Here is a 19,751-nt window from a genome sequence, read left to right on the forward strand (position 1 = left end):
GTATGAATGAGCGTTTTATGTCCAGTTTGAGTCTTCCGGCGACACGCCGCGCGGCCAGCCAAACCGTCCGGCGCCGCCCTTCCGGGGTGCTGGTGGTATTAGCCACTTTTGCGGCACTGCTTGCTTTACTGCCCGTGGGATTTGTTATTGGGGTGGGTATTGATACCGGGTGGTCAACGGTGAAGGCGCTCATTTTCCGCCCGCGCGTTGGCGAGCTGCTCAACAACACCTTTTTGCTGATTGCCTGCGCTGTTCCGGCCTGTGTGGCGGCAGGAATTGCCATGGCATGGCTGACGGAGCGAACCACGCTGCCTGGGCGACGCGTCTGGTCGCTGCTGGCCGTTGCGCCGCTGGCGATCCCGGCGTTTGTGCAAAGTTATGCCTGGGTCAGCGTCGCGCCGGGTTTCAATGGTTTGCCCGCCGCCGTTTTTCTCGCAGTGCTGGCCTATTTTCCCTTTATTTATATGCCGGTAGCCGCCGTATTACGTCGGCTGGATCCGGGTCTTGAAGATGTAGCCGCCTCGCTGGGCACACCGCCGTGGCGCATCTTTTTCCGCGTGGTTTTGCCGCAACTCAAGCTGGCGATTTGCGGCGGCGCGCTGCTGGTTGCGCTGCATTTACTGGCGGAATATGGCCTGTTCGTGATGATCCGTTTTGATACCTTCACCACCGCCATTTATGACCAGTTTCAATCCACCTTTAGTGGTCCGGCTGCCAACATGCTGGCGGGCGTGCTCGCCCTCTGCTGTCTGGCGTTGCTATTACTGGAGACCGCCGCGCGCGGTAAAGCGCGTTATGCTCGCGTCGGCGCAGGCGCGGCGCGTAAACAGCACCGCGTTGTGCTTGGCCGCGGGAGTTCAGCGTGTGGATTCGCGCTGATGCTGGTGATGGCGATCCTTGCGCTCGGTACGCCGATGATAGTGCTCGCCCGCTGGCTGTGGCTTGGCGGGTTGGCGAACTGGTCCAGCGCCGATTTGTGGCTCTCTTTGCGTCAGACGTTATTTCTGGCATTTTGCGGCGCGCTGCTGACAACGGCATTTGCGCTGCCGACGGCCTGGCTTGCGGTGCGCCATCCGCGTCCGCTGATTCGCGTGCTGGAGGGATGTAACTACGTCACCAGTTCGCTGCCGGGCATTGTTGTCGCGCTGGCGCTGGTCACCGTCACCATTCATTACGCAAGGCCAATCTACCAGACTGAAGTGACGCTGTTTCTGGCGTATATGCTGATGCTGATGCCCAGAGCGCTCATCAATCTGCGCGCCGGGATTGCGCAAGCGCCGGTGGAACTGGAACAGGTGGCGCAAAGCCTTGGTACTTCGCCCGGCAGAGCGCTACTGAGCGTCACGCTGCGGCTGGCGGCTCCTGGTGCTGCGGCGGCTGCAGCGCTGGTCTTTCTCGGTGTCAGCAATGAACTGACCGCCACGCTGCTGCTTTCACCCCTTGGTACTCGCACGCTGGCGACCGGTTTCTGGGCGCTCACCAGCGAGATCGATTATGTTGCGGCCTCACCTTACGCGCTGCTGATGATTTTGATTTCCCTGCCGTTGACCGGCCTTCTTTATAAGCAATCACAAAAACTGTCGGGTCTTTAAGATGTTAGAACTGAGCAATATTTCCAAATCCTTTGGCTCCGCACGTGTGCTGGACAGTGTGAACCTGCTTATTCCTCCCGGCAGCCGTACGGCGATTGTTGGTCCGTCTGGCTCGGGGAAAACCACGTTATTGCGGTTGATTGCCGGGTTTGAGCGGCCGGACAGCGGACAGATAATGATGCACGGAAAGCCGCTATTTGCTGGCGATCAGTTTGTTCCCGCTCATCAACGTAAAATTGGTTTTGTTCCGCAAGAAGGTGCGTTGTTCCCGCATTTGCGCGTGGGGGAAAACATTGCCTGGGGGCTGAGCGGCTCCCGTCATGGGAAGCGTGCGCGCGTGGATGCGTTAATGGCAATGGTGTCGCTGGATAGCAAACTGGCCCAGCGCTGGCCGCATGAGATCTCCGGCGGTCAACAGCAGCGCGTTGCTCTGGCGCGTGCGCTGGCGCAACAACCGGCGCTGATGCTGCTCGATGAGCCTTTCTCCGCGCTTGATACTGGTTTGCGTGCCGCCACGCGTAAAGCGACGGCAGATTTACTCACTCAGGCGGGTGTGGCGTCGATTCTGGTCACTCACGATCAGAAAGAGGCACTGTCATTCGCCAGCCAGATTGCGGTGATTCGTCACGGGCGCTTTGCCCAGATTGGCTCGCCCTTTGAGGTCTATTCGCAGCCTGCGGATGAAGAAACGGCGCTGTTTTTAGGCGACGCGCTGATTCTGCCTGCCGAGGTGACGCAAGGGAAAGCGCGCTGCCAGCTTGGCGATATTCCGGTTGATGATGTATCTGCTTCCGGCACGCGGCGCATTATGCTGCGCCCGGAGCAAATCAGCGTTGAGCCGTGCGATAGCGCAGCGGGGCTGCCGCAGGCGCACATTGTGGATATCGATTTCGTGGGTTATCTCTCCGCGCTGACGCTCGCTTTTGCGCATACAGATGAACGCATCACCGTGCAGACCGTTACCCGGCCAGGCTGGTTGCCGGGTATGAAGGTCAATATCCAGATTAACGGCTGCGCGCGCGTGTTTGCTTTGTGATCTCCCGCCCGCTTTGCTGCGGGCTTGTTTGCCATCTGTCATATTTTTGAATCTGATCTCAAAACAGTGTTTTTTAATGTGTAAAACTTCGTTTCGTTTTTATCTCTATAATAATTAACACCTTCTTTTAGCCGGATATGCATTGCGCGCTCCGGCATTTTGTTAAGTTCGCATTTTCCAGGAAACAGAAATTTTCAATTACACCGGGCTGTAAGGCCGGGAGGATCTGTTTCAGGAGAATACCTATGCAATACCCTCTGGGATTTACTGCGCTGTTGGGCTGTCTGCCCGTAATGGCAAATGCTGTCACGCTGGTGGCCCGGCAAATTCGCCAGACACCTTCGTTGTGCGTGCTGACTGACACACTGAAAAACGAAGGAGAGTTTTGATGAGGACACTGCACTATTCCGTGCTGTTGCTGGCTTGTATTGGCACCAGCCCGTTCTCTGCACTGGCAGAAGAGTGGAACGCGGTCGTTTCCGCCACACCGCAGGCGGGCGAGTTTGCCACCATCAGCCAGGCGTTGGCCGCTGCGCCGAAAAGCGGTACGCCGTGGCGCATTCTGATCAAAGAGGGACGCTGGAACGAGCGGCTGGTGATTGAAAAACCGGTCACGCTGGTGGGGCAGTCAAAAGATCGGACGCAGATTGAAGCGAATACCCCTGCGGGCGCGCTGGATGCCAGCGGGAAAAAGTGGGGAACCGGGCGTACCAGTACGGTGGAGATCCGCGCCACCGGCGTGACGATCGAGAACCTGACCATCCGCAACAGCTTTGATTTTCCGGCCAATGCCGCTCTGGCGGATACCGATCCGAAAAAACTGAAAGATACGCAGGCGGTAGCGCTGATGATTTCAGAAGGTGCAGATAAGGCGCGTTTCCGCCATGTCCGGCTGGAGGGGTATCAGGACACGTTCTACAGCAAAAGCGGCAGCCGCAGTTATTTCACCGATTGTGAAGTTAGCGGTCATGTCGATTTTATCTTTGGCCCTGGCATTGCGGTGTTTGACCGCTGCGACATTATTGCCCGCAACCGCAATGATATCGACCCGCCGTACGGCTATATCACCGCGCCCGCCACCCAACAGGATCAGAAATTTGGCCTGTTTATTATCAACAGTAAATTAAGCAAAGAGCCGGGCGTGCCGGCAAACAGCTTTGCGCTTGGGCGTCCGTGGCATCCAACCACTGAATTCAGTGACGGGCGTTATGCCGATCCGCATGCCATTGGCCTGGCGGCATTTATTCACTGCGAGATTGACGACCATATTTACGGCTGGGACAAAATGTCCGGCAAAGATAAAGCCGGGAATAAAATCTGGTTCTACCCGGAAGATAGCCGTTTTTATGAATCCGATAATCGCGGGCCTGGCGCCGGGCAGGGCGGCGCGCGCTACCAGCTCACGAAGGCGAACGCAGCGCAATACAGCCTGGCTGCGATTTTCGATGGCTGGGATAAAACCCTGCTGGAGTAAATTTTCAGGCATTGCCCCCGGCAACGGGGGCAATTTTCGTTATCAGTTGCCGTATTTAACGTTAAAGCCCAGCGCATCACCGACCGTGTCGTATTCGCGGAAATTAAAAATAAGCGGCTTCCATTGGGTGGAATCAACAATGCCGTTTTCACCTAAGAGTGGGTTTTCTACCCACAGATTGACAATATCCAGCTCGGCGAGAATAAAACGGCCTTTATCGCTGATGGACACTAAACGGCATTCCGCCTGAATCGGGCATTCAGCAATGCGCGGCGGCGCCACGTCAATTGAGGCTTCCGCAGTCAACCCGGCTTTGGCGAATTTATCATGGCAAATTTCCACGCCCCATTTGGTCTGGTTTTCCGACAGCGTATCGCCGCCAGTCAGCCTGCCAACCTGCTCGACTTTCTCCCACAGGGTATGATCGGGAATATTGATGACCGCATCGGAACCGGCAATTAAATTGCTATGTGTTTTGCTACCTTTACTTATTCCAATAATAATTTTCTCGCCAAGTGAAATTGATGATGAAGCTGCGCAAATATTATTTTTCCCTTCGCTATCTTGCGTTGTGACCATAAAAACGGGAAAGCCGTAATAGAATGAATTGAGTTTTGATTTGCTTTTCATTGTCCCTTTTCTCTTATATTTAAAGCCGTAATGAGACTATTTTTCACCCTGTTGATGGTCTTTTACAATAACCCTTTTTGAGTAGCGAAAATTAGCAAGAAATAACCACTAAAAAAAGTAGTCTACAAATCATAAAAGAGGTATATGATATGCAACATATGCTTTTCCCCCTCCCGGTGAGCTCCGCTTGCTGAGAACTTTGAGGATGAAACATGCAACGTATCACCATACCCGCAAACTATGTTCACACTCGTACGACGCCATTGTGGACGAAAGAAACCGCCCCGGCGTCTATCTGGAAACGCCATCTGGACGCCGGTACCCGGCAGGGTGTTTACCCGCGACTGAGCGTGTCGCAAGGGGCGATCCGCTATAACGGTTACGCGGATGAAACCAGCCCGCAGCCGGTGGAAACCGTGACGATCAATGCCGGGGAATTTGCCGTCTTTCCGCCGGAAAAATGGCACAACATTGAAGCATTAACCGACGACACAATATTTAGCGTCGATTTCTATGTTGACCCGAAAATTTTGCTGGAAGAGTGAGATATTTATCATGACGACTGAAAATAAAGGATATTCTTTAGCGGTTTCTCATTCCGGCAAGCATGAAACGAAAGAAAAAATATGGCTGAAGCCGATGTCGTTATATGTACCGGATGTCGCCGCAGAAGCGGTTGCGGAGCTGACTTCCGGGTTTAGCGAAAATAACAGTGAATATATTCTGACGGTCACGAACAATAATAATGGCGTTTCTGTTGATAAAGAATTTTCCAGCCTTGAAGTGTTGAAAGATCCGCTTAATGCCGCCGATTCGGTAAAAGAGTTGATTAACATTGTCCGTGGTTACGAATCGGATGAAGAAACCAATGTGTGCGGCTGGTAATACGACACTTCAGGAGGTTCACGATGGCATATCAAATTCCGGTTCACTTCCGCCATACCCGCTCCACGCCTTTCTGGACGAAAGAGACGGTACCGCAGGCGCTGCTCACCCATCACAATACGAAAAAGGGCGTTTATGGCCGTTTATCGGTAATGCAGGGCGCAGTGAAGTATTTCGGTTTTGCCGGTGAGTACGACACCACGCCGGAAGTGGAAGTGGTGATTGAGGCCGGGCACTTTGGCATCAGCCCGCCGCAATACTGGTATCACATTGAATTACTTACCGATGATACGTACTTCAATATCGATTTCTTTGCCGATCCGCACGAAGCGCTGGAAGGAAAAGGGATCGGTCAGGTGGTCAATACGCATCGCCGCTAAATGCCACGCGCCCGGCGCAGACCGGGCGTTTTTGTTCAGAAGTTATCAATAAACCGCTTCACCGCCGGTGAACGCTCGAATTTTCTCCATGCCAGCGCCACGTCTGTTTTCAACACTTCACCTTTGATGCGGTGGAACGTCACCAGCGGATGACTAAAGCAGGACATGGATTGCGGGACAATGGCGAAACCAAATCCTGCGCTGACCATGCTCAGCGATGAAGAAAATTGCGATGCCTGCTGCGGGTGGCTCATATTAATGCCGGCGCGCAGACAGGCGTTGTAAATCAGTTCGTACAGCCCTGGCGCCACCGCCTGCGGGAAGATCACCAAAGGCGTATCACGCAGCTCCGACAGCGCGAGATCGGCTTCATCAGCCAGCGGATGTGAGCGGTGTAACGCAATTAGCATCGGCTCTTCATCAATCAATTTCAGATTAAAGATTTTGCTGTTTTCACAGGGCAGGCGCACAAAAGCGACATCGATCAGCCCTTCATCCAGCTCCTGCATGAGCGTCGCCATATTGTCCTCTTTCTGATGGAGCATGACCTGCGGATAGTCATGCTGAAACTGGCGCAGCACGGCAAAAATGCGGATGTGAAAAGCGTTGGAACTGGTCACGCCGAGATAGAGTTTGCCGTTGATCCCCCGCGCGATACCTTTGGCTTTTTCCAGTGCGGCATCACTTAAGGCGAGGATCTGGCAGGCATCTTCGTAGAAGGCTTCGCCCGCCTCGGTAAGCTCCACACCGCGCGTTAAACGGTGAAATAACGGCGTCCCCACTTCCTGCTCAAGACGGCGAATTTGCTGGCTCAGCGGCGGCTGCGACATGCCCAGCATTTCCGCCGCGCGGGTGAAATGTTGCGTCTGCGCAACGGCGACAAAATAGCGTAGATAACGAAGTTCCATATCGAAAACATCTCAAACCTTGATGGTTTGTATATTGGAATCTCTCGCTGAAGCGAGTCAATATTTAATCAGCTTTTCTAAAGGTCTACTCAATGAGGTATTAGAGGATGACTAATCTAAATGATTGTTCCTGCAAAGAAAATTTAAGTGAAACAATTCGTGCTTTTTCTAAAAGCAAACCTGAATGTGTGATATATCAAACATCGCTAATGAGTGCGCTATTAAGTGGGGTTTACGAAGGAAATACCACGATTAAGGATTTACTCAATCACGGCGACTTTGGACTCGGCACGTTTAATGAACTGGATGGCGAACTGATTGCCTTCAACAGCGAAGTCTATCAGTTGCGTGCAGATGGCAGCGCCAGGGAGGCGCGTCCGGATCAAAAAACACCGTTCGCCGTGATGACCTGGTTCCGGCCGAGCTACAGCCAGCAGTTCGATGCTCCCGTCAGCCGTCAACAACTGCACGAGATCGTTGATAAACAGATTCCTTCCGACAACCTCTTTTGCGCCCTGCGCATTGAGGGCCATTTTCGCCACGCGCACACCCGCACCGTGCCGCGCCAGACGCCACCTTATCGGGCGATGACCGACGTACTCGACGATCAGCCGGTCTTTCGCTTTAACAGCCGCGCGGGCGTATTGGTTGGTTTCCGCACACCGCAGCATATGCAGGGAATCAATGTTGCCGGTTATCACGAACACTTTATTACCGACGATCGACGCGGCGGTGGTCATTTGCTGGATTATCAGTTGGATCACGGCACGTTGACCTTCGGTGAGATTCACAAACTGATGGTTGATTTGCCAGCGGATGAGGCGTTTCTTCAGGCCGATCTGCACCCGGATAATCTCGATGCCGCAATTCGTTCGGTAGAGAGCTGAGACACGGACAAAGGAGTGACTAATGAGCAATGAAAACCATACGCAGCAGTGGGCGCATGGCGCCGACATGGTGGTGAAACAACTGGAAGCTCAGGGCGTTAAACAGGTTTTCGGCATTCCAGGCGCGAAAATCGATAAAGTTTTTGACTCCCTTCTGGATTCATCCATCCAAATAATTCCGGTTCGTCACGAAGCCAATGCCGCCTTTATGGCGGGTGCAGTCGGACGTATTACCGGCAAGGCGGGTGTGGCGCTGGTCACCTCCGGGCCCGGCTGCTCCAACCTTATCACCGGCATGGCGACCGCGAACAGCGAAGGCGATCCGGTGGTGGCGCTGGGCGGCGCGGTTAAACGCGCCGACAAAGCCAAACTGGTGCACCAAAGCATGGATACCGTCGCGATGTTTAGCCCGGTAACCAAATACGCCGTGGAAGTCCCTTCTTCTGATGCCATTGCAGAAGTGGTGTCGAATGCGTTTCGCGCCGCAGAGCAGGGGCGCCCGGGCAGCTCTTTTGTCAGCCTTCCGCAGGATATTGCCGATCAACCCGCCAGCGGCGCGATCCTGCCTGCCGGCTCGCCTCCTGCGTTAGGCGCTGCGCCGGATGCGATGATCAACGACGTGGCAAAAATGATCGCCGCGGCGGAAAACCCGGTGTTTCTGCTGGGGCTGATGGCCAGCCGACAGGAGAATATCGAGGCGCTGCATCTGCTGCTGGAAAAAAGCCACATTCCGGTCACCAGTACTTACCAGGCGGCAGGCGCAGTCAACCAGCAACATTTCAGCCGTTTCGCCGGACGCGTTGGCTTATTCAATAACCAGGCCGGGGATCGGCTTCTGCATCTGGCGGATCTGGTTATCTGTATTGGTTACAGCCCGGTGGAATATGAACCTGCGATGTGGAACACCGGCAACGCCAGACTGGTGCATATTGATGTGCTGCCCGCCTATGAAGAGCGAAACTATATTCCGGACGTTGAGCTGATTGGCGACATCGCCAGCACGCTGGACAAACTGGCGGCGAAGATTGAAAAACCGCTGATCCTCACCCCGCGCGCGTCGGAGATTTTGATTGATCGCTGCAACCAGCGCGATTTGCTCAATCGCAAAGGCGCGCAGCTTAACCAGTTTGCCATTCATCCGCTGCGCATTGTGCGGGCGATGCAGGACATCGTGAATAACGACGTGACGCTGACAGTCGATATGGGCAGTTTTCACATCTGGATCGCCCGCTATCTCTATAGCTTCCGCGCTCGCCAGATGATGATTTCTAACGGTCAACAGACGATGGGCGTCTCACTGCCGTGGGCGATTGGCGCCTGGCTGGTTAACCCCGGGCGCAAAGTGGTGTCGGTTTCCGGCGATGGCGGTTTTCTGCAATCCAGCATGGAGCTGGAAACCGCTGTGCGTCTCGGCGCGAATGTGTTGCACATCATCTGGGTGGATAACGCCTACAACATGGTGGCGATTCAGGAAGAGAAAAAATACCAGCGTCTCTCCGGGGTGAATTTCGGCCCGGTGGATTTTAAAGCCTATGCCGAAGCATTTGGCGCGAAAGGTTTTGCCGTCGGGAGCACGGCGGAACTTGAACCGACCCTGCGTGCAGCGATGGACACAGAGGGCCCGGCAGTCGTCGCCATTCCGGTGGATTACAGCGATAACCCGCTGTTGATGGGCCAGCTCAACCTTAACCAGATTCTTTGAATAACCAAGGAGAAGTGATGAAAAAAGTCGCATTCGTGACCGGCGCCGGTCAGGGAATTGGTAAAGCCATTGCGCTGCGTCTGGCGAAAGATGGTTTTGCCGTCGCCGTTGCCGACTATAACGCCGCCACCGCCAAAGCCGTGGCCGACGAGATCAATAGCCATCAGGGCAGCGCGATTGCTGTAACAGTAGATGTTTCCGATCGCGAACAGGTTTTTGCCGCGGTGGAAGAGGCCAGAAGCAAGCTAAAAGGCTTTGATGTCATCGTCAATAACGCAGGCGTTGCGCCTTCAACCCCCATTGAATCGATCACCCCGGAAGTGGTGGATAAGGTTTATAACATCAATGTTAAAGGTGTGATTTGGGGGATTCAGGCTGCGGTCAGCGCTTTTAAAGCGGAAAAACACGGTGGCAAAATCATCAATGCCTGCTCGCAGGCGGGGCATGTCGGCAACCCGGAACTGGCGGTTTACAGTTCGAGCAAATTCGCCGTGCGCGGTTTAACCCAGACCGCCGCGCGCGATCTGGCGCCGCTGGGCATTACGGTTAACGGTTACTGTCCGGGGATTGTGAAAACCCCGATGTGGGCCGAAATCGATCGCCAGGTCTCTGATGCCGCGGGCAAACCGCTCGGTTACGGCACCGAACAGTTCGCCAAACGCATCACGCTTGGGCGCTTGTCAGAACCCGAAGATGTGGCAGCTTGCGTCTCATATCTTGCAGGGCCGGATTCAGACTATATGACCGGTCAGTCCCTGCTGATTGATGGCGGTATGGTATTTAACTAATACGTTTGATGGCTCGGACACAGCCTTGCCTCTGCGATCGTGCAGGGGCTTTTTTATATCCCGCAATGAAGGTCATTCTCATCAATAAACACTGTTAGCGACAATGATCTGCTGTGGTATATGCGATTTTCGGCAATCCAGCGCAAAAATTCTCGTTTTGGTTATGGAAGCGTTTGCGCTTAACTGAAAAGGTCAACCTTAGCCGGAGAACTTGCGGATGAAGAAAATATTGCAACAGTGGCTTGAGCGCCTTGCTCCCGTGCTGCCTGTACACGTGGAGGAGGGGGAATATGATTCTGGTCGCCATGTGGCGCTGATGATCCCATTCGGCCTGCTCTACGGCCTTGATTATCATCCTTCTGTATGGATTTACGATGAAAAATGAGCGCTTCCATCTGGTGATGCGCTACAGCTACTGGAATGAACTGTGCGTACCGGATTAGAACCCGCCCTAAAACAGGCGGGTTTTTTATTTTCTTACCCCACCAAAATCCATTTTGAAATTGCGTTTCACCTCTCATTTCCGTCTTTTTAAGGGATTTTTTTCTGCACCCTTCGCCCCCGGTCACAATTCAAACACCTTATCTTGTATGGTAGTAGACACAAAAACCGTAAGGGAGATACCGTGAAAGCCGTGATGTATTTGCCTTAACGCCCCCGGCTTTACGCTGGACATGGTTGAATGAAGATTTGCTTATGGAGTTTTGATGTCCATGAAAAATAAACAACAAACTCATTGGGTTAACGGTTTCCCGCTGGCGGGTAAGCTGCATAAACGCGGAGAGACGCTATGATCCGCAAAAACCGGAAAGTCACTATTCCCGTCAGTATCGGCTACGGCATGACGGATATTATGGGCGGCGGCGCATTTACCGTTATTGGTGCATGGTTACTCTTTTTCTATACCACCTTTGTTGGCCTGTCACCGATTGAAGCGGCTTCGATTGTGGCGATTGCCCGTATTGTTGATGCTATCGTCAGCTTATTTATGGGGCGCTTCACCGACCACTTTTACAAAAACTATTTCGGCAAGAAATTTGGCCGCCGCCGGTTTTTCTTGCTAATCGGCGCACCATTAATGCTGGTTTATATTTTGTTATGGCTCGACGGGATGAATTTTCTCTTTTATCTCGCCGTGTACCTGGCATTTGAAGTGATCGCGGCAATGGTGCTTATTCCCTGGGAAACGCTGCCCTCGGAAATGACCAAAGATTTTAATGAACGCACTAAACTTTCCACCTGTCGTATGTTTCTTTCCGCTGCTGGTACATTCCTCGCCACGTTTATTCCTGGCGTGTTGATTGGCTGGCTGGGGGAGAAAAATGCCGATGCCTATCTGATTAACGGTATCGTTTTTGCCGTGCTGTTTATGCTCTGTGTGTTTATTTCCTGGCGAGTCACCTGGGAACGTGAATTAACGCCGGAAATGCTGACGGAGATGGAAAAAGGCTACCAGCCGACCAGCGCGAGCCAGAAATTGCAGGCGGTTTTCACCCTGTTTAAAGATTACGCTTCAACGCTTAAAGTGCGGGCTTTTCGTAAACATCTGGCTATCTATCTGTTCTCATTCACGGCAAAAGATGTCTATAACACAGTGTTTGTTTTCTTCTGTGTCTACTGCCTGCACGTCTCCTCTTCACTGGCGGGAACCCTGTTGTCGATGAGTATCGTCGGGCTGCCGGTAACGCTGGCGGCGGGTGTGGCGATGATTAAATATGGCCCATCGCGGCTTTATGTTTTCGCCTACAGCGTAATGATCCTGTGTCTGGGCGGTTTCTTCCTGGTGTACCAGTTCCCGACGGAGAACAAGGTGCTATTGCTGGTGATTCTTGCCGGGGTGTATCAGGTTGGCCGCTGTGTGCTGGAGTTCACGCCGTGGAACGTTTTCCCGTTCATTCCGGATATTGACGAAATGATTTCCGGCCAGCGCCGGGAAGGGCTGTTTGCCGCCGTAATGACCTTCTCACGCAAAACCACCGTCGCGATTGCCACCTTTATTGTCGGTCTGTTACTGCAAAGCGGTGGTTTCGTTAAAGGCAGCCAGGTACAGCCGCAGGAAGCGGTGACCACCATTGTGCTGCTGCTGTTTGTCGGCACCGTTGGGTTATTGCTGGTGGCATTGTGGCAGGCGCTGACATTCCATTTGAACAAGCGCACGCACAAGATTTTCGTTGATGAACTCGATCGTCTGAAGGCGAACGGTCTGAAACAGAATGTTGCGCCGCAAGCGCGGGCGGTGGTGGAAGATCTGACCGGTTATACCTATGAAAAACTGTGGTGTAAAGATTCTGCGGGCCAGTCTGAACCGGTCACGCTAAATAACGCGATAGCACTGCGGAAATAACAAGTGTAAGTAAAGACCCGCCCGGAAAATAACAGGATGGAAAGTCTTCCGGGCGGCGATAAATATCGTCAGCGCCGTCAGTCGCGAATTGTAACGATACGGTCATGTGTAGAAAAATACGCTTACACTCTTTTGGGGCTTTTGTCATATAGCTGCGATTTTTTCACTATCTAATAATCCCCGGCTACTGCAACTTCGCCCAATCTGTGATTGCCGGGTTGCACATTTTAACCCTTAGGTTAATTTCATTTTTATTTTGCTTTTCATTCACTCCTCCGGGTAATTGCCCGGAGGTTTTTTTCTGCTGATTGATACCGCTCTATTTTTTGTCATGACACAAAATTGTCATATAAGCGCTCTATCCTTCCCTCCGTCCGCAAAATTATTCAAAAATCTATCAACTTTTTCGTTTTTGGAGAGATTATGGCAACGTTTAATGCATCTGTTCGCCTGATGGCCGCAGCACTTGCGCTTTCTACGACTACCGTTTTCGCAGCAACCAATGTCACTGGCGCAGGCGGTACCTTCCCGGCCCCGGTATACGCAAAGTGGGCCGCTGAATATCAGAAACAAGTGGGTTCTCAGGTCAACTACCAGGGAATTGGTTCGTCTGGTGGTATCAAACAGATCATTGCAAAAACCGTTGATTTTGGCGCATCCGACGCCCCGATGAGCGATGAAGATTTGGCAAAAAATGGCCTGTTCCAGTTTCCGACTGTGATTGGCGGTGTGGTGCTGGCAGTGAACATCCCGGGCGTGAAATCCGGCGAGCTGACGCTGGATGGTAAAACGCTGGGTGATATCTACCTGGGCACCATCAAAAAATGGAACGATCCGGAAATCACTAAGCTGAACCCAAAAGTAAAACTGCCGGACACCAATATCAACGTTGTGCGTCGTGCAGATGGCTCCGGCACGTCATTCGTCTTCACCAGCTACCTGTCTAAAGTGAACGCAGACTGGGCAAGCAAAATTGGTAAAGGTTCAACCGTTAACTGGCCAGTCGGTCTCGGTGGTAAAGGCAACGATGGCGTAGCCGCTTTCGTACAGCGTCTGCCTGGTTCCATTGGTTACGTGGAATACGCCTATGCCAAACAGAACAACCTGACCTGGACCAAACTGTTTGATGCCGACGGTAAAGTGGTTGAACCGTCGCAGCAGAGCTTCAGTAACAGCGCCAAAGGGGCTGACTGGAGCAAATCTTTCGCCCAGGATCTGACCTTCCAGAAAGGCAAAGACGCGTGGCCGATCTCCTCCACGACCTTTATCCTGGTCTACAAAAAACAGGATGACGCAGCGAAAGGCGCAGAAGTGCTGAAATTCTTCGACTGGTCTTACAAAAACGGTAACGCGATTGCGAGCAGCCTCGATTATGCGCCGCTGCCGGAGTCTGTAACCAGCCAGGTTCGTGCCGCCTGGAAAGCGAATGTCAAAGACGCTTCGGGTAAAGCGCTGTTCTAATTTTTTATCACCACGGAAAAAGCCCGATACTTGCGTACCGGGCTTTTTTATTGTCAATGCTCGCTATTAACGAGCGCTTTCAAGCTTCCAGAGTGCCGGAACGCTGACCGGATCCCAGCCGACAATAGCGCTATGCGCTTGCAGGCAGGAATAGGTTTTGCCGTTGAACGACACGCGATCGCCGACTTTATATACGGCGCCCTCTGCCCATGGCGTAACATCACCCGGCGCTGGCGTTTCTTCCGCATCATCCGCTAACGTTTTCACATTCAGCGAAGCGCTGAGGTTGGACACTAAACCGTTGCTGAACTCTGCTGCGACCTGGTAAACGTATGCAGTGCCTGGCTTCAGATTGCTGTCGGTAAACGACTCTGACTTCGGGCTTTCGAGCAGCTCGCCATTACGGTATACCTGATAGCGAGCGACATCACCGGCCACTTTTTTCCAGCTTAAGGTCACAGTGGTGGTGGTGATATTGCTGGCCTGAACGTTCTGCGGAATGCCCGGTTTTTCGGACGGGGTTTCATCCCCTTCCTGGCTGATCGAGCACTGGCCATTCTCCTGCTGAATGAAAAGATGCACCGGTGCCGTGCCGTCCAGGCTGCTGAGCTGATCCTGGATCAGCGTTGCACAATCCATACCTGCGCCATTTTCAAATGCGGCCTGCTGCACCTGGCTACCCGGCATCAGCGCGATTTTAGCATTCGGCTCCAGCCAGTCGTGCGAGACGATCGTACCCACATTATCCGCCACGGAGAGGAACAGACGTTGGTCGTCACTGTTAGTCAGCGTAGAAACCAGCGACTCGTCAATAGGGCTCTTCTCTGCAAACTGGGTGACCGGCAGTTCCACCATCAGCGCTTCCAGAACTTTGGCAAAATCGTGAGACCAGGAAATCTCGCCGTTTTTCGCCAGTTCATCGAAGCGGGCCATCGCGGCAGGCTTGGCTTTCGCCATCTCCGCATTGCTGTAGAAACCATAGCGGGCCAGCAGGTCAAAGTAGTTGCTGACATCAAGGCGCGTCAGTTGCGTTTCATAGCGGGTTTCTTCTTTCAGGCTTGCTTCGTTAAGCATTTGAGTGACATATGGGATCTGGCGAATATAGCGAGTCCCGAAATCATTCAACTGAACGAAACAGGCCGGATCGCTCTCCAGATGGTCTGTCAGAGCCATACAATGCTGGAAACTTTGCTCGCTTTTCAGCAGCAATTCTTTAACGGAATAGGGGCCACGGTTGTACATGTAGCTCATTACCATCGCTAATGTATCTTTATCCTTACTGTCCTGAATAAAGTCCTGAATACGCACTGTCGTATCGGTCTTATTTTTATCCCACGGCAGAGAACCGGTGTTAATCCCAATCACCGAACCGTTATAAAAGCCGCTGGTTACGGCTGAACCAATAATATTGCGTGCCGGGCCGGAGAAGGAGTCGAGGATTTTTTTCGGTTGCATCATACCAAAAATACGCGGGAAACCGCCGCCGCCAGTTCCCTGTAATTCACTCCAGGCGCTGCCCGGATATTCAATTTGTAGGACGCCGTCATCTCCTTCTTCCGATGGAGCAGGAAGATCGCGGCCTAATGAACTTTCCTGAAGCCCTTTAGAGACAAAGTAGTTCGGTCCCATATTACGCGCGAAATAGTTACCAAAGCTCTCGCCCACGCCGAAAGGACGCTGCAAATCAAAGGTACCGTTCTCTTTGTCCAGCCCGAACTGCATCTGGATCATGGTGCTGACATAGGCTTGCGCGAAGGCCATCGCCCACAACTTATGTTCAACCATGGTGGCATCGGAGCTATCACCCAGCAGATCCAGTTTCACCACGCCGGAACGATCTTTTTTCCAGTTAAGATCATGATGTTCGCAGTTATCCAGATCAATTTCATAACGGCCTTCACTGTCTTGCTTAATATTGCAGTGATACGGCAGTGATAATTTATCTGCCAGATGTAGATCATAATCAATCTGGCCAGAGGAATCTTTGGGTAATAACTGGCGATACATATCAAGAGAGATATTTTCGGTAGCCAATGCATTATTGGCACTGAATAGCGCCACGGCCAGTGCGATAATTTTAATTTTCATGAATAACCCTTTCCTTGCGTTAAATAATGATGGGAGTTTACTGGCAAGGAAAACGAGAAAGTATGAGTGGAAGGCGCTATGAATATCAGTAATTTCTTCAGAATGATAAGAAATATAATTATCGACAGGGAACTATTCTTTTGTAGTCAGGTAACGAGCTTAACGATTGTCTGTCTGTCGTGGGAAAGACCGGTTCGCGGCACGGCATGAAAAGTAGCGGCGTACTATAGGGCCAGGAAGTGACCCCGGTGAAAAGTTTAATTCTGTTTTTTCTGAGTTTTGTTGCCTGCGGCTGAATGGCGTCTTTTTTTAACCAAAAAATAAATAATGAGCACAATTGCTGCATCGGTAATCATTCCTAACGTATGCATTTTTCCTCCTGATTGATTAATGTTGCTAATGGTCGAAAGCCATCGCGTTTGTAAACACTGTGGAAGTAAACTTGTTATTCCGACATACCACAAGTTCAATTGCAGCCAGTATTAATTTTTAAGCTTTTTCATGCCGCGGCTCAGGGGGTAATAGTCAATAAGAGGAGCGTAATGGCAGACTCGCAAAATTTACAGAAAGAGGTTAAACAATTCAGCGGCCTTGCCGATGATGGTGTTACCGATAACACGAGGGTTTACGGAACACGCAGGTAAGGATGTATTAATGAAAAACATTTCTGTCAGGGTGGCGCTGTCAGGCGCAATATCGATATTTGTATTGATTATTGTGGCTATCTCATCCGTGGGTTTTTTCGCATTTACCCGTTCAACAAACACGACTGAATTTATTCACAATTCTGACAGTCGGGTGATCCTGATTAATGATATCTACAAAGACTCAGCCCGTACGCGTGCTGGTTTTGCGCTGGTCTATGCAAGCTTGTTAAAAGAGGGAAAAACCGAGGCATGGGTATTTAAAAATATTCAGACCACCCACGAAAGGATGCTGGTCAACCTGCGAAGATTTGAAACTCTGCCGGTGATGGATAGCCGGGATGAAGAGATAAAAACCGAGTTGGTTACCTCGGCTGGCGCGCTGAATACACTCCTTGATAAGGCTGAGCAATTACTTAAGGCTGGGGACGTACAAGGTTACTACGATGTTAACGTGCAGCAAATTGATAAAGCTGGCGGGCGTTTCTCAGCCGCACTGGAAAAATATCAAAAAAGCACCAATGAAATTGTTAATAATTTGGTAGATGAGCAACAAAAACAATACCGTCAGTTATTATGGGTTATGTTTGTGGGATTGTTGCTCGCTCTTTTAATTAGTGTTGCTGTTTTGTATGTTCTTCGTAATGTAATATTACGGCCTCTAAATTATGCTATTGAACATCTTGATACTGTCGCCAAAGGCGATTTAACAACAAATATTCAGATGGCCGGTAATAATGAAATCGGCAAACTTCTCAACGCTATTCGCGGTATGCAGGAGAGTCTGCGTAATTTAGTGGCGCAGGTTCGAAACGGGGTGGATGAAATACATGTGGGTTCCCGGGAGATTGCTGCAGGGAATTTAGATCTTTCATCCCGCACGGAAGAACAGGCATCCTCGCTTGAAGAAACGGCGGCATCAATGGAACAGCTTGCCTCCATCGTGAAGCAGAATGCTGACAACGCGTACCAGGCGAATTTGCTGGCCCTTAAGGCGTCAGAAATTGCCGAATCGGGCGGAAAAGCGGTATCGGAAGTGGTTCAGACCATGGATGAAATTGCTACAAGCTCCAGCAAAATCGCTGACATTGTCTCCATGATTGACAGCATCTCTTTCCAGACGAATATTCTGGCGCTCAATGCCGCCGTTGAAGCAGCCAGGGCCGGAGAGCAAGGGAAAGGTTTCGCGGTCGTCGCCAGTGAAGTGCGTACGCTGGCTCAGCGTTCCGCTTCAGCCGCTAAAGAGATCAAAGATTTGATCCAAAACTCAACGGACAGGGTGAATGCGGGAACTGAGCAAGTCGGGCGGGCAGGGGCTGCCATGCTCGAAATTGTGACATCCGTTAAACATGTTACTGATACCGTTGCGGAAATATCCCACGCTTCGCGCGAACAAGCCTCCGGGATAGATCAGGTTAATCTTGCCGTTTCGCAGATGGATGGTGTCACTCAGCAGAACGCCTCGCTGGTTGAACAAGCCGCTGCCGCAGCCAATTCACTGGAGCTGCAAGCCAGCGCGCTGGCGGAGGCGATATCCACTTTTCGTGTCAATCATGATACGACCAGCCGTTCCAGCGGCAGATTAACTGTGGCTTAGACTCCCTCATAACTTTCCCGTTTCTCGGTTATCTGTTCCGGCATGGGTTGTTTGTCATCACCCGTGCCGTAGGAGAATTACCGTCGTGTGGCAAAAAACTTAACGGTAACCGGGATATGTGGTTTGGCGCGACGAAATAAAAGGCTGGTATACCTGAGCAAGGTGCCATAGCTGCAGGCCAGGCAGCAGGAGGCAAATCCTGGCGCTGGTACCATCGGGGGCATGGTTTCTGTATCTATGATTTTTTTGAGCAATGTCCGCACCACATGGCCTGCGCAAGGTACTGTTTACCTTCCGAAAACGTCATCTGAAGTACAGTATCCGGAATGCCAGAATCACCTGATTCGGATGGTGCAGGATATTCCCCTGACAGAGAATGAGCGGCTGTAGTAGATGACGGGATGGAAGCCGAGGAAGGTCAGGAGAAATCACAGTGATTGCCAGCGACCATGTCATAAAAATGATTTTCATCACATGGTCCTGAACGAAAAGTGGTTACCTCATTCCACCGATAGTGAAACCGCCATCCACCATAATTTCCTGCCCTGTAACATAACTGGCATCATCAGAAAGTAACCATGCCACTGTCCCTGAGATGTCTTCAGGAACACCATTGCGTTGTAATAATGAACGTGAAGCCAGCGCGTTAACCGTTTCTTCGGGTAGTGCTGATGCTGCCATCGGGGTGAGAATAACTCCGGGGCTGACAGCATTGACTCTTATACCTCGGGGGCCACATTCCACGGCCAGTGTACGCATTATTGCAAGCAATGCTGCTTTCGTTGCTGCATAAATCCCTGCGCCGGGCATCACACTTCCGGTGGTCCAGGAAGCATTGATCAGAATTGCGCCTTTCTTTATCAGGGGCAGACAGTGGCGGATCGTCAGAAATGTTCCATTGAGATTGGTTTCCAGTGGCTCACTGAAGTCCGCGATATCTGCTTCAGCCAGCGGTTTAAAAGCCCCGAGATACCCTGCATTCGCAAACAGGGCATCAACTTGCCCGCAAACAGAAGCAACAGCGGTAAAGGTCTTTTCCACCTGGCTTTGGCTTCTGATATCACAGGGGAAAACATAAGAAAGGCCATCTGCTCGTTTTATTTCATCACGTACTTCTTCGAGCATCCCTGCCTGCCGGCCAAGGAGCATAACCTTTGCGCCTTCTGATGCCAGCCTTATTGCTGCTGTCCGTCCCATCCCACTACCGGCACCGGTAACCACAACGGCTTTGTCCACGAAACGCAATCTGTTCATAAATTCTCCGGGTGTCATTAAGTTCAACCGGGATAGTAATAAAATAGTTTTTTAAGGATAATCAGCCTATAAATTTAATGA

At 51.7% G+C, this 19,751-nt stretch carries 18 protein-coding genes; 14 read left to right on the forward strand and 4 right to left on the reverse strand.

Annotated features, from left to right (window positions below):
- The first annotated feature begins 17 nt into the window (after positions 1-17).
- The 4 genes from Y71_RS03845 (at position 18) to Y71_RS03855 (ending at position 4,102) form a co-directional block, all read left to right on the forward strand.
- Positions 18-1,592 (forward strand): ABC transporter permease, encoded by a 1,575-nt coding sequence (locus Y71_RS03845; RefSeq protein ID WP_007370156.1) that lies wholly within the window; start codon positions 18-20, stop codon positions 1,590-1,592.
- Position 1,593: 1 nt separating this feature from the next.
- Positions 1,594-2,628, forward strand: a complete 1,035-nt coding sequence (locus Y71_RS03850) for an ABC transporter ATP-binding protein (RefSeq protein ID WP_007370157.1) — start codon at positions 1,594-1,596, stop codon at positions 2,626-2,628.
- 245 nt (positions 2,629-2,873) lie between these two features.
- Positions 2,874-3,017 (forward strand): hypothetical protein, encoded by a 144-nt coding sequence (locus Y71_RS30330; RefSeq protein ID WP_007370159.1) that lies wholly within the window; start codon positions 2,874-2,876, stop codon positions 3,015-3,017.
- On the forward strand, positions 3,017-4,102 hold the full coding sequence (locus Y71_RS03855; RefSeq protein WP_007370160.1) for a pectinesterase family protein: 1,086 nt from the start codon (positions 3,017-3,019) through the stop codon (positions 4,100-4,102). Before Y71_RS30330 ends, Y71_RS03855 begins: the two co-directional genes overlap by 1 nt.
- A 42-nt stretch (positions 4,103-4,144) precedes the next feature.
- On the opposite strand, the gene Y71_RS03860 is transcribed toward Y71_RS03855, so the two are convergent.
- Positions 4,145-4,732 (reverse strand): flavin reductase family protein, encoded by a 588-nt coding sequence (locus tag Y71_RS03860; RefSeq protein ID WP_007370161.1) that lies wholly within the window; start codon positions 4,730-4,732, stop codon positions 4,145-4,147.
- 212 nt (positions 4,733-4,944) lie between these two features.
- On the opposite strand from Y71_RS03860, the gene Y71_RS03865 reads away from it, so the two are divergent.
- The 3 genes from Y71_RS03865 to Y71_RS03875 are packed head-to-tail and all read left to right on the forward strand — an operon-like array spanning position 4,945 to position 5,997.
- Positions 4,945-5,277 carry a TehB family protein gene (locus Y71_RS03865; protein WP_007370162.1) on the forward strand — a complete coding sequence of 111 codons (333 nt, stop codon included), beginning with the start codon at positions 4,945-4,947 and terminating at the stop codon, positions 5,275-5,277.
- A gap of 10 nt (positions 5,278-5,287) precedes the next feature.
- Positions 5,288-5,617: a DUF1869 domain-containing protein gene (locus Y71_RS03870; RefSeq protein WP_007370163.1), complete on the forward strand. Its 330-nt coding sequence runs from the start codon at positions 5,288-5,290 to the stop codon at positions 5,615-5,617.
- Positions 5,618-5,640: 23 nt separating this feature from the next.
- Entirely contained in the window at positions 5,641-5,997 is a 357-nt protein-coding gene (locus Y71_RS03875) for a TehB family protein (RefSeq protein ID WP_007370164.1), read from the forward strand.
- Between the two features lie 35 nt (positions 5,998-6,032).
- On the opposite strand, the gene Y71_RS03880 is transcribed toward Y71_RS03875, so the two are convergent.
- Complete coding sequence (locus Y71_RS03880; protein WP_007370165.1) at positions 6,033-6,905, reverse strand: LysR family transcriptional regulator; 873 nt, start codon at positions 6,903-6,905, stop codon at positions 6,033-6,035.
- A 107-nt stretch (positions 6,906-7,012) separates the two neighbouring features.
- On the opposite strand from Y71_RS03880, the gene budA reads away from it, so the two are divergent.
- The 6 genes from budA (at position 7,013) to pstS (ending at position 14,087) form a co-directional block, all read left to right on the forward strand.
- Positions 7,013-7,792, forward strand: a complete 780-nt coding sequence (gene budA / locus Y71_RS03885; protein ID WP_007370166.1) for an acetolactate decarboxylase — start codon at positions 7,013-7,015, stop codon at positions 7,790-7,792.
- Between the two features lie 22 nt (positions 7,793-7,814).
- The gene (gene alsS, locus Y71_RS03890; protein ID WP_007370167.1) at positions 7,815-9,494 is read left to right on the forward strand and encodes an acetolactate synthase AlsS; all 1,680 of its coding nucleotides are present in this window, start codon (positions 7,815-7,817) and stop codon (positions 9,492-9,494) included.
- Positions 9,495-9,511: 17 nt separating this feature from the next.
- Positions 9,512-10,282, forward strand: coding sequence for a (S)-acetoin forming diacetyl reductase (locus Y71_RS03895; protein WP_007370168.1), 771 nt, complete (start codon positions 9,512-9,514; stop codon positions 10,280-10,282).
- Between the two features lie 217 nt (positions 10,283-10,499).
- Positions 10,500-10,667, forward strand: a complete 168-nt coding sequence (locus tag Y71_RS30335) for a hypothetical protein (RefSeq protein ID WP_007370169.1) — start codon at positions 10,500-10,502, stop codon at positions 10,665-10,667.
- A 405-nt stretch (positions 10,668-11,072) separates the two neighbouring features.
- Positions 11,073-12,626, forward strand: coding sequence for an MFS transporter (locus tag Y71_RS03900; RefSeq protein WP_007370171.1), 1,554 nt, complete (start codon positions 11,073-11,075; stop codon positions 12,624-12,626).
- A 423-nt stretch (positions 12,627-13,049) separates the two neighbouring features.
- Complete coding sequence (gene pstS / locus Y71_RS03905; protein ID WP_035889631.1) at positions 13,050-14,087, forward strand: phosphate ABC transporter substrate-binding protein PstS; 1,038 nt, start codon at positions 13,050-13,052, stop codon at positions 14,085-14,087.
- Positions 14,088-14,153: 66 nt separating this feature from the next.
- Here pstS and Y71_RS03910 read toward each other — a convergent pair whose 3' ends face one another.
- Complete coding sequence (locus Y71_RS03910; protein ID WP_007370173.1) at positions 14,154-16,175, reverse strand: carbohydrate-binding protein; 2,022 nt, start codon at positions 16,173-16,175, stop codon at positions 14,154-14,156.
- Between the two features lie 654 nt (positions 16,176-16,829).
- Here Y71_RS03910 and Y71_RS30940 point away from each other — a divergent pair.
- Positions 16,830-18,416 carry a methyl-accepting chemotaxis protein gene (locus Y71_RS30940; protein WP_007370175.1) on the forward strand — a complete coding sequence of 529 codons (1,587 nt, stop codon included), beginning with the start codon at positions 16,830-16,832 and terminating at the stop codon, positions 18,414-18,416.
- Positions 18,417-18,911: 495 nt separating this feature from the next.
- On the opposite strand, the gene Y71_RS03920 is transcribed toward Y71_RS30940, so the two are convergent.
- On the reverse strand, positions 18,912-19,670 hold the full coding sequence (locus Y71_RS03920) for an SDR family NAD(P)-dependent oxidoreductase (RefSeq protein ID WP_007370177.1): 759 nt from the start codon (positions 19,668-19,670) through the stop codon (positions 18,912-18,914).
- Between the last annotated feature and the right edge of the window lie 81 nt (positions 19,671-19,751).

The sequence above is a fragment of the Kosakonia radicincitans DSM 16656 genome, assembly GCF_000280495.2.
Classification (GTDB): Bacteria; Pseudomonadota; Gammaproteobacteria; order Enterobacterales; family Enterobacteriaceae; genus Kosakonia; species Kosakonia radicincitans.

Excerpts from the sequence above, each read along its gene's own strand:
- Y71_RS03845 (WP_007370156.1), top strand. The coding sequence starts at position 18 with ATGTCCAGTTTGAGTCTTCCGGCGACACGCCGCGCGGCCAGCCAAACC.
- Y71_RS03850 (WP_007370157.1), top strand. The coding sequence starts at position 1,594 with ATGTTAGAACTGAGCAATATTTCCAAATCCTTTGGCTCCGCACGTGTG.
- Y71_RS30330 (WP_007370159.1), top strand. The coding sequence starts at position 2,874 with ATGCAATACCCTCTGGGATTTACTGCGCTGTTGGGCTGTCTGCCCGTA.
- Y71_RS03855 (WP_007370160.1), top strand. The coding sequence starts at position 3,017 with ATGAGGACACTGCACTATTCCGTGCTGTTGCTGGCTTGTATTGGCACC.
- Y71_RS03860 (WP_007370161.1), bottom strand. The coding sequence starts at position 4,732 with ATGAAAAGCAAATCAAAACTCAATTCATTCTATTACGGCTTTCCCGTT.
- Y71_RS03865 (WP_007370162.1), top strand. The coding sequence starts at position 4,945 with ATGCAACGTATCACCATACCCGCAAACTATGTTCACACTCGTACGACG.
- Y71_RS03870 (WP_007370163.1), top strand. The coding sequence starts at position 5,288 with ATGACGACTGAAAATAAAGGATATTCTTTAGCGGTTTCTCATTCCGGC.
- Y71_RS03875 (WP_007370164.1), top strand. The coding sequence starts at position 5,641 with ATGGCATATCAAATTCCGGTTCACTTCCGCCATACCCGCTCCACGCCT.
- Y71_RS03880 (WP_007370165.1), bottom strand. The coding sequence starts at position 6,905 with ATGGAACTTCGTTATCTACGCTATTTTGTCGCCGTTGCGCAGACGCAA.
- budA (WP_007370166.1), top strand. The coding sequence starts at position 7,013 with ATGACTAATCTAAATGATTGTTCCTGCAAAGAAAATTTAAGTGAAACA.
- alsS (WP_007370167.1), top strand. The coding sequence starts at position 7,815 with ATGAGCAATGAAAACCATACGCAGCAGTGGGCGCATGGCGCCGACATG.
- Y71_RS03895 (WP_007370168.1), top strand. The coding sequence starts at position 9,512 with ATGAAAAAAGTCGCATTCGTGACCGGCGCCGGTCAGGGAATTGGTAAA.
- Y71_RS30335 (WP_007370169.1), top strand. The coding sequence starts at position 10,500 with ATGAAGAAAATATTGCAACAGTGGCTTGAGCGCCTTGCTCCCGTGCTG.
- Y71_RS03900 (WP_007370171.1), top strand. The coding sequence starts at position 11,073 with ATGATCCGCAAAAACCGGAAAGTCACTATTCCCGTCAGTATCGGCTAC.
- pstS (WP_035889631.1), top strand. The coding sequence starts at position 13,050 with ATGGCAACGTTTAATGCATCTGTTCGCCTGATGGCCGCAGCACTTGCG.
- Y71_RS03910 (WP_007370173.1), bottom strand. The coding sequence starts at position 16,175 with ATGAAAATTAAAATTATCGCACTGGCCGTGGCGCTATTCAGTGCCAAT.
- Y71_RS30940 (WP_007370175.1), top strand. The coding sequence starts at position 16,830 with ATGAAAAACATTTCTGTCAGGGTGGCGCTGTCAGGCGCAATATCGATA.
- Y71_RS03920 (WP_007370177.1), bottom strand. The coding sequence starts at position 19,670 with ATGAACAGATTGCGTTTCGTGGACAAAGCCGTTGTGGTTACCGGTGCC.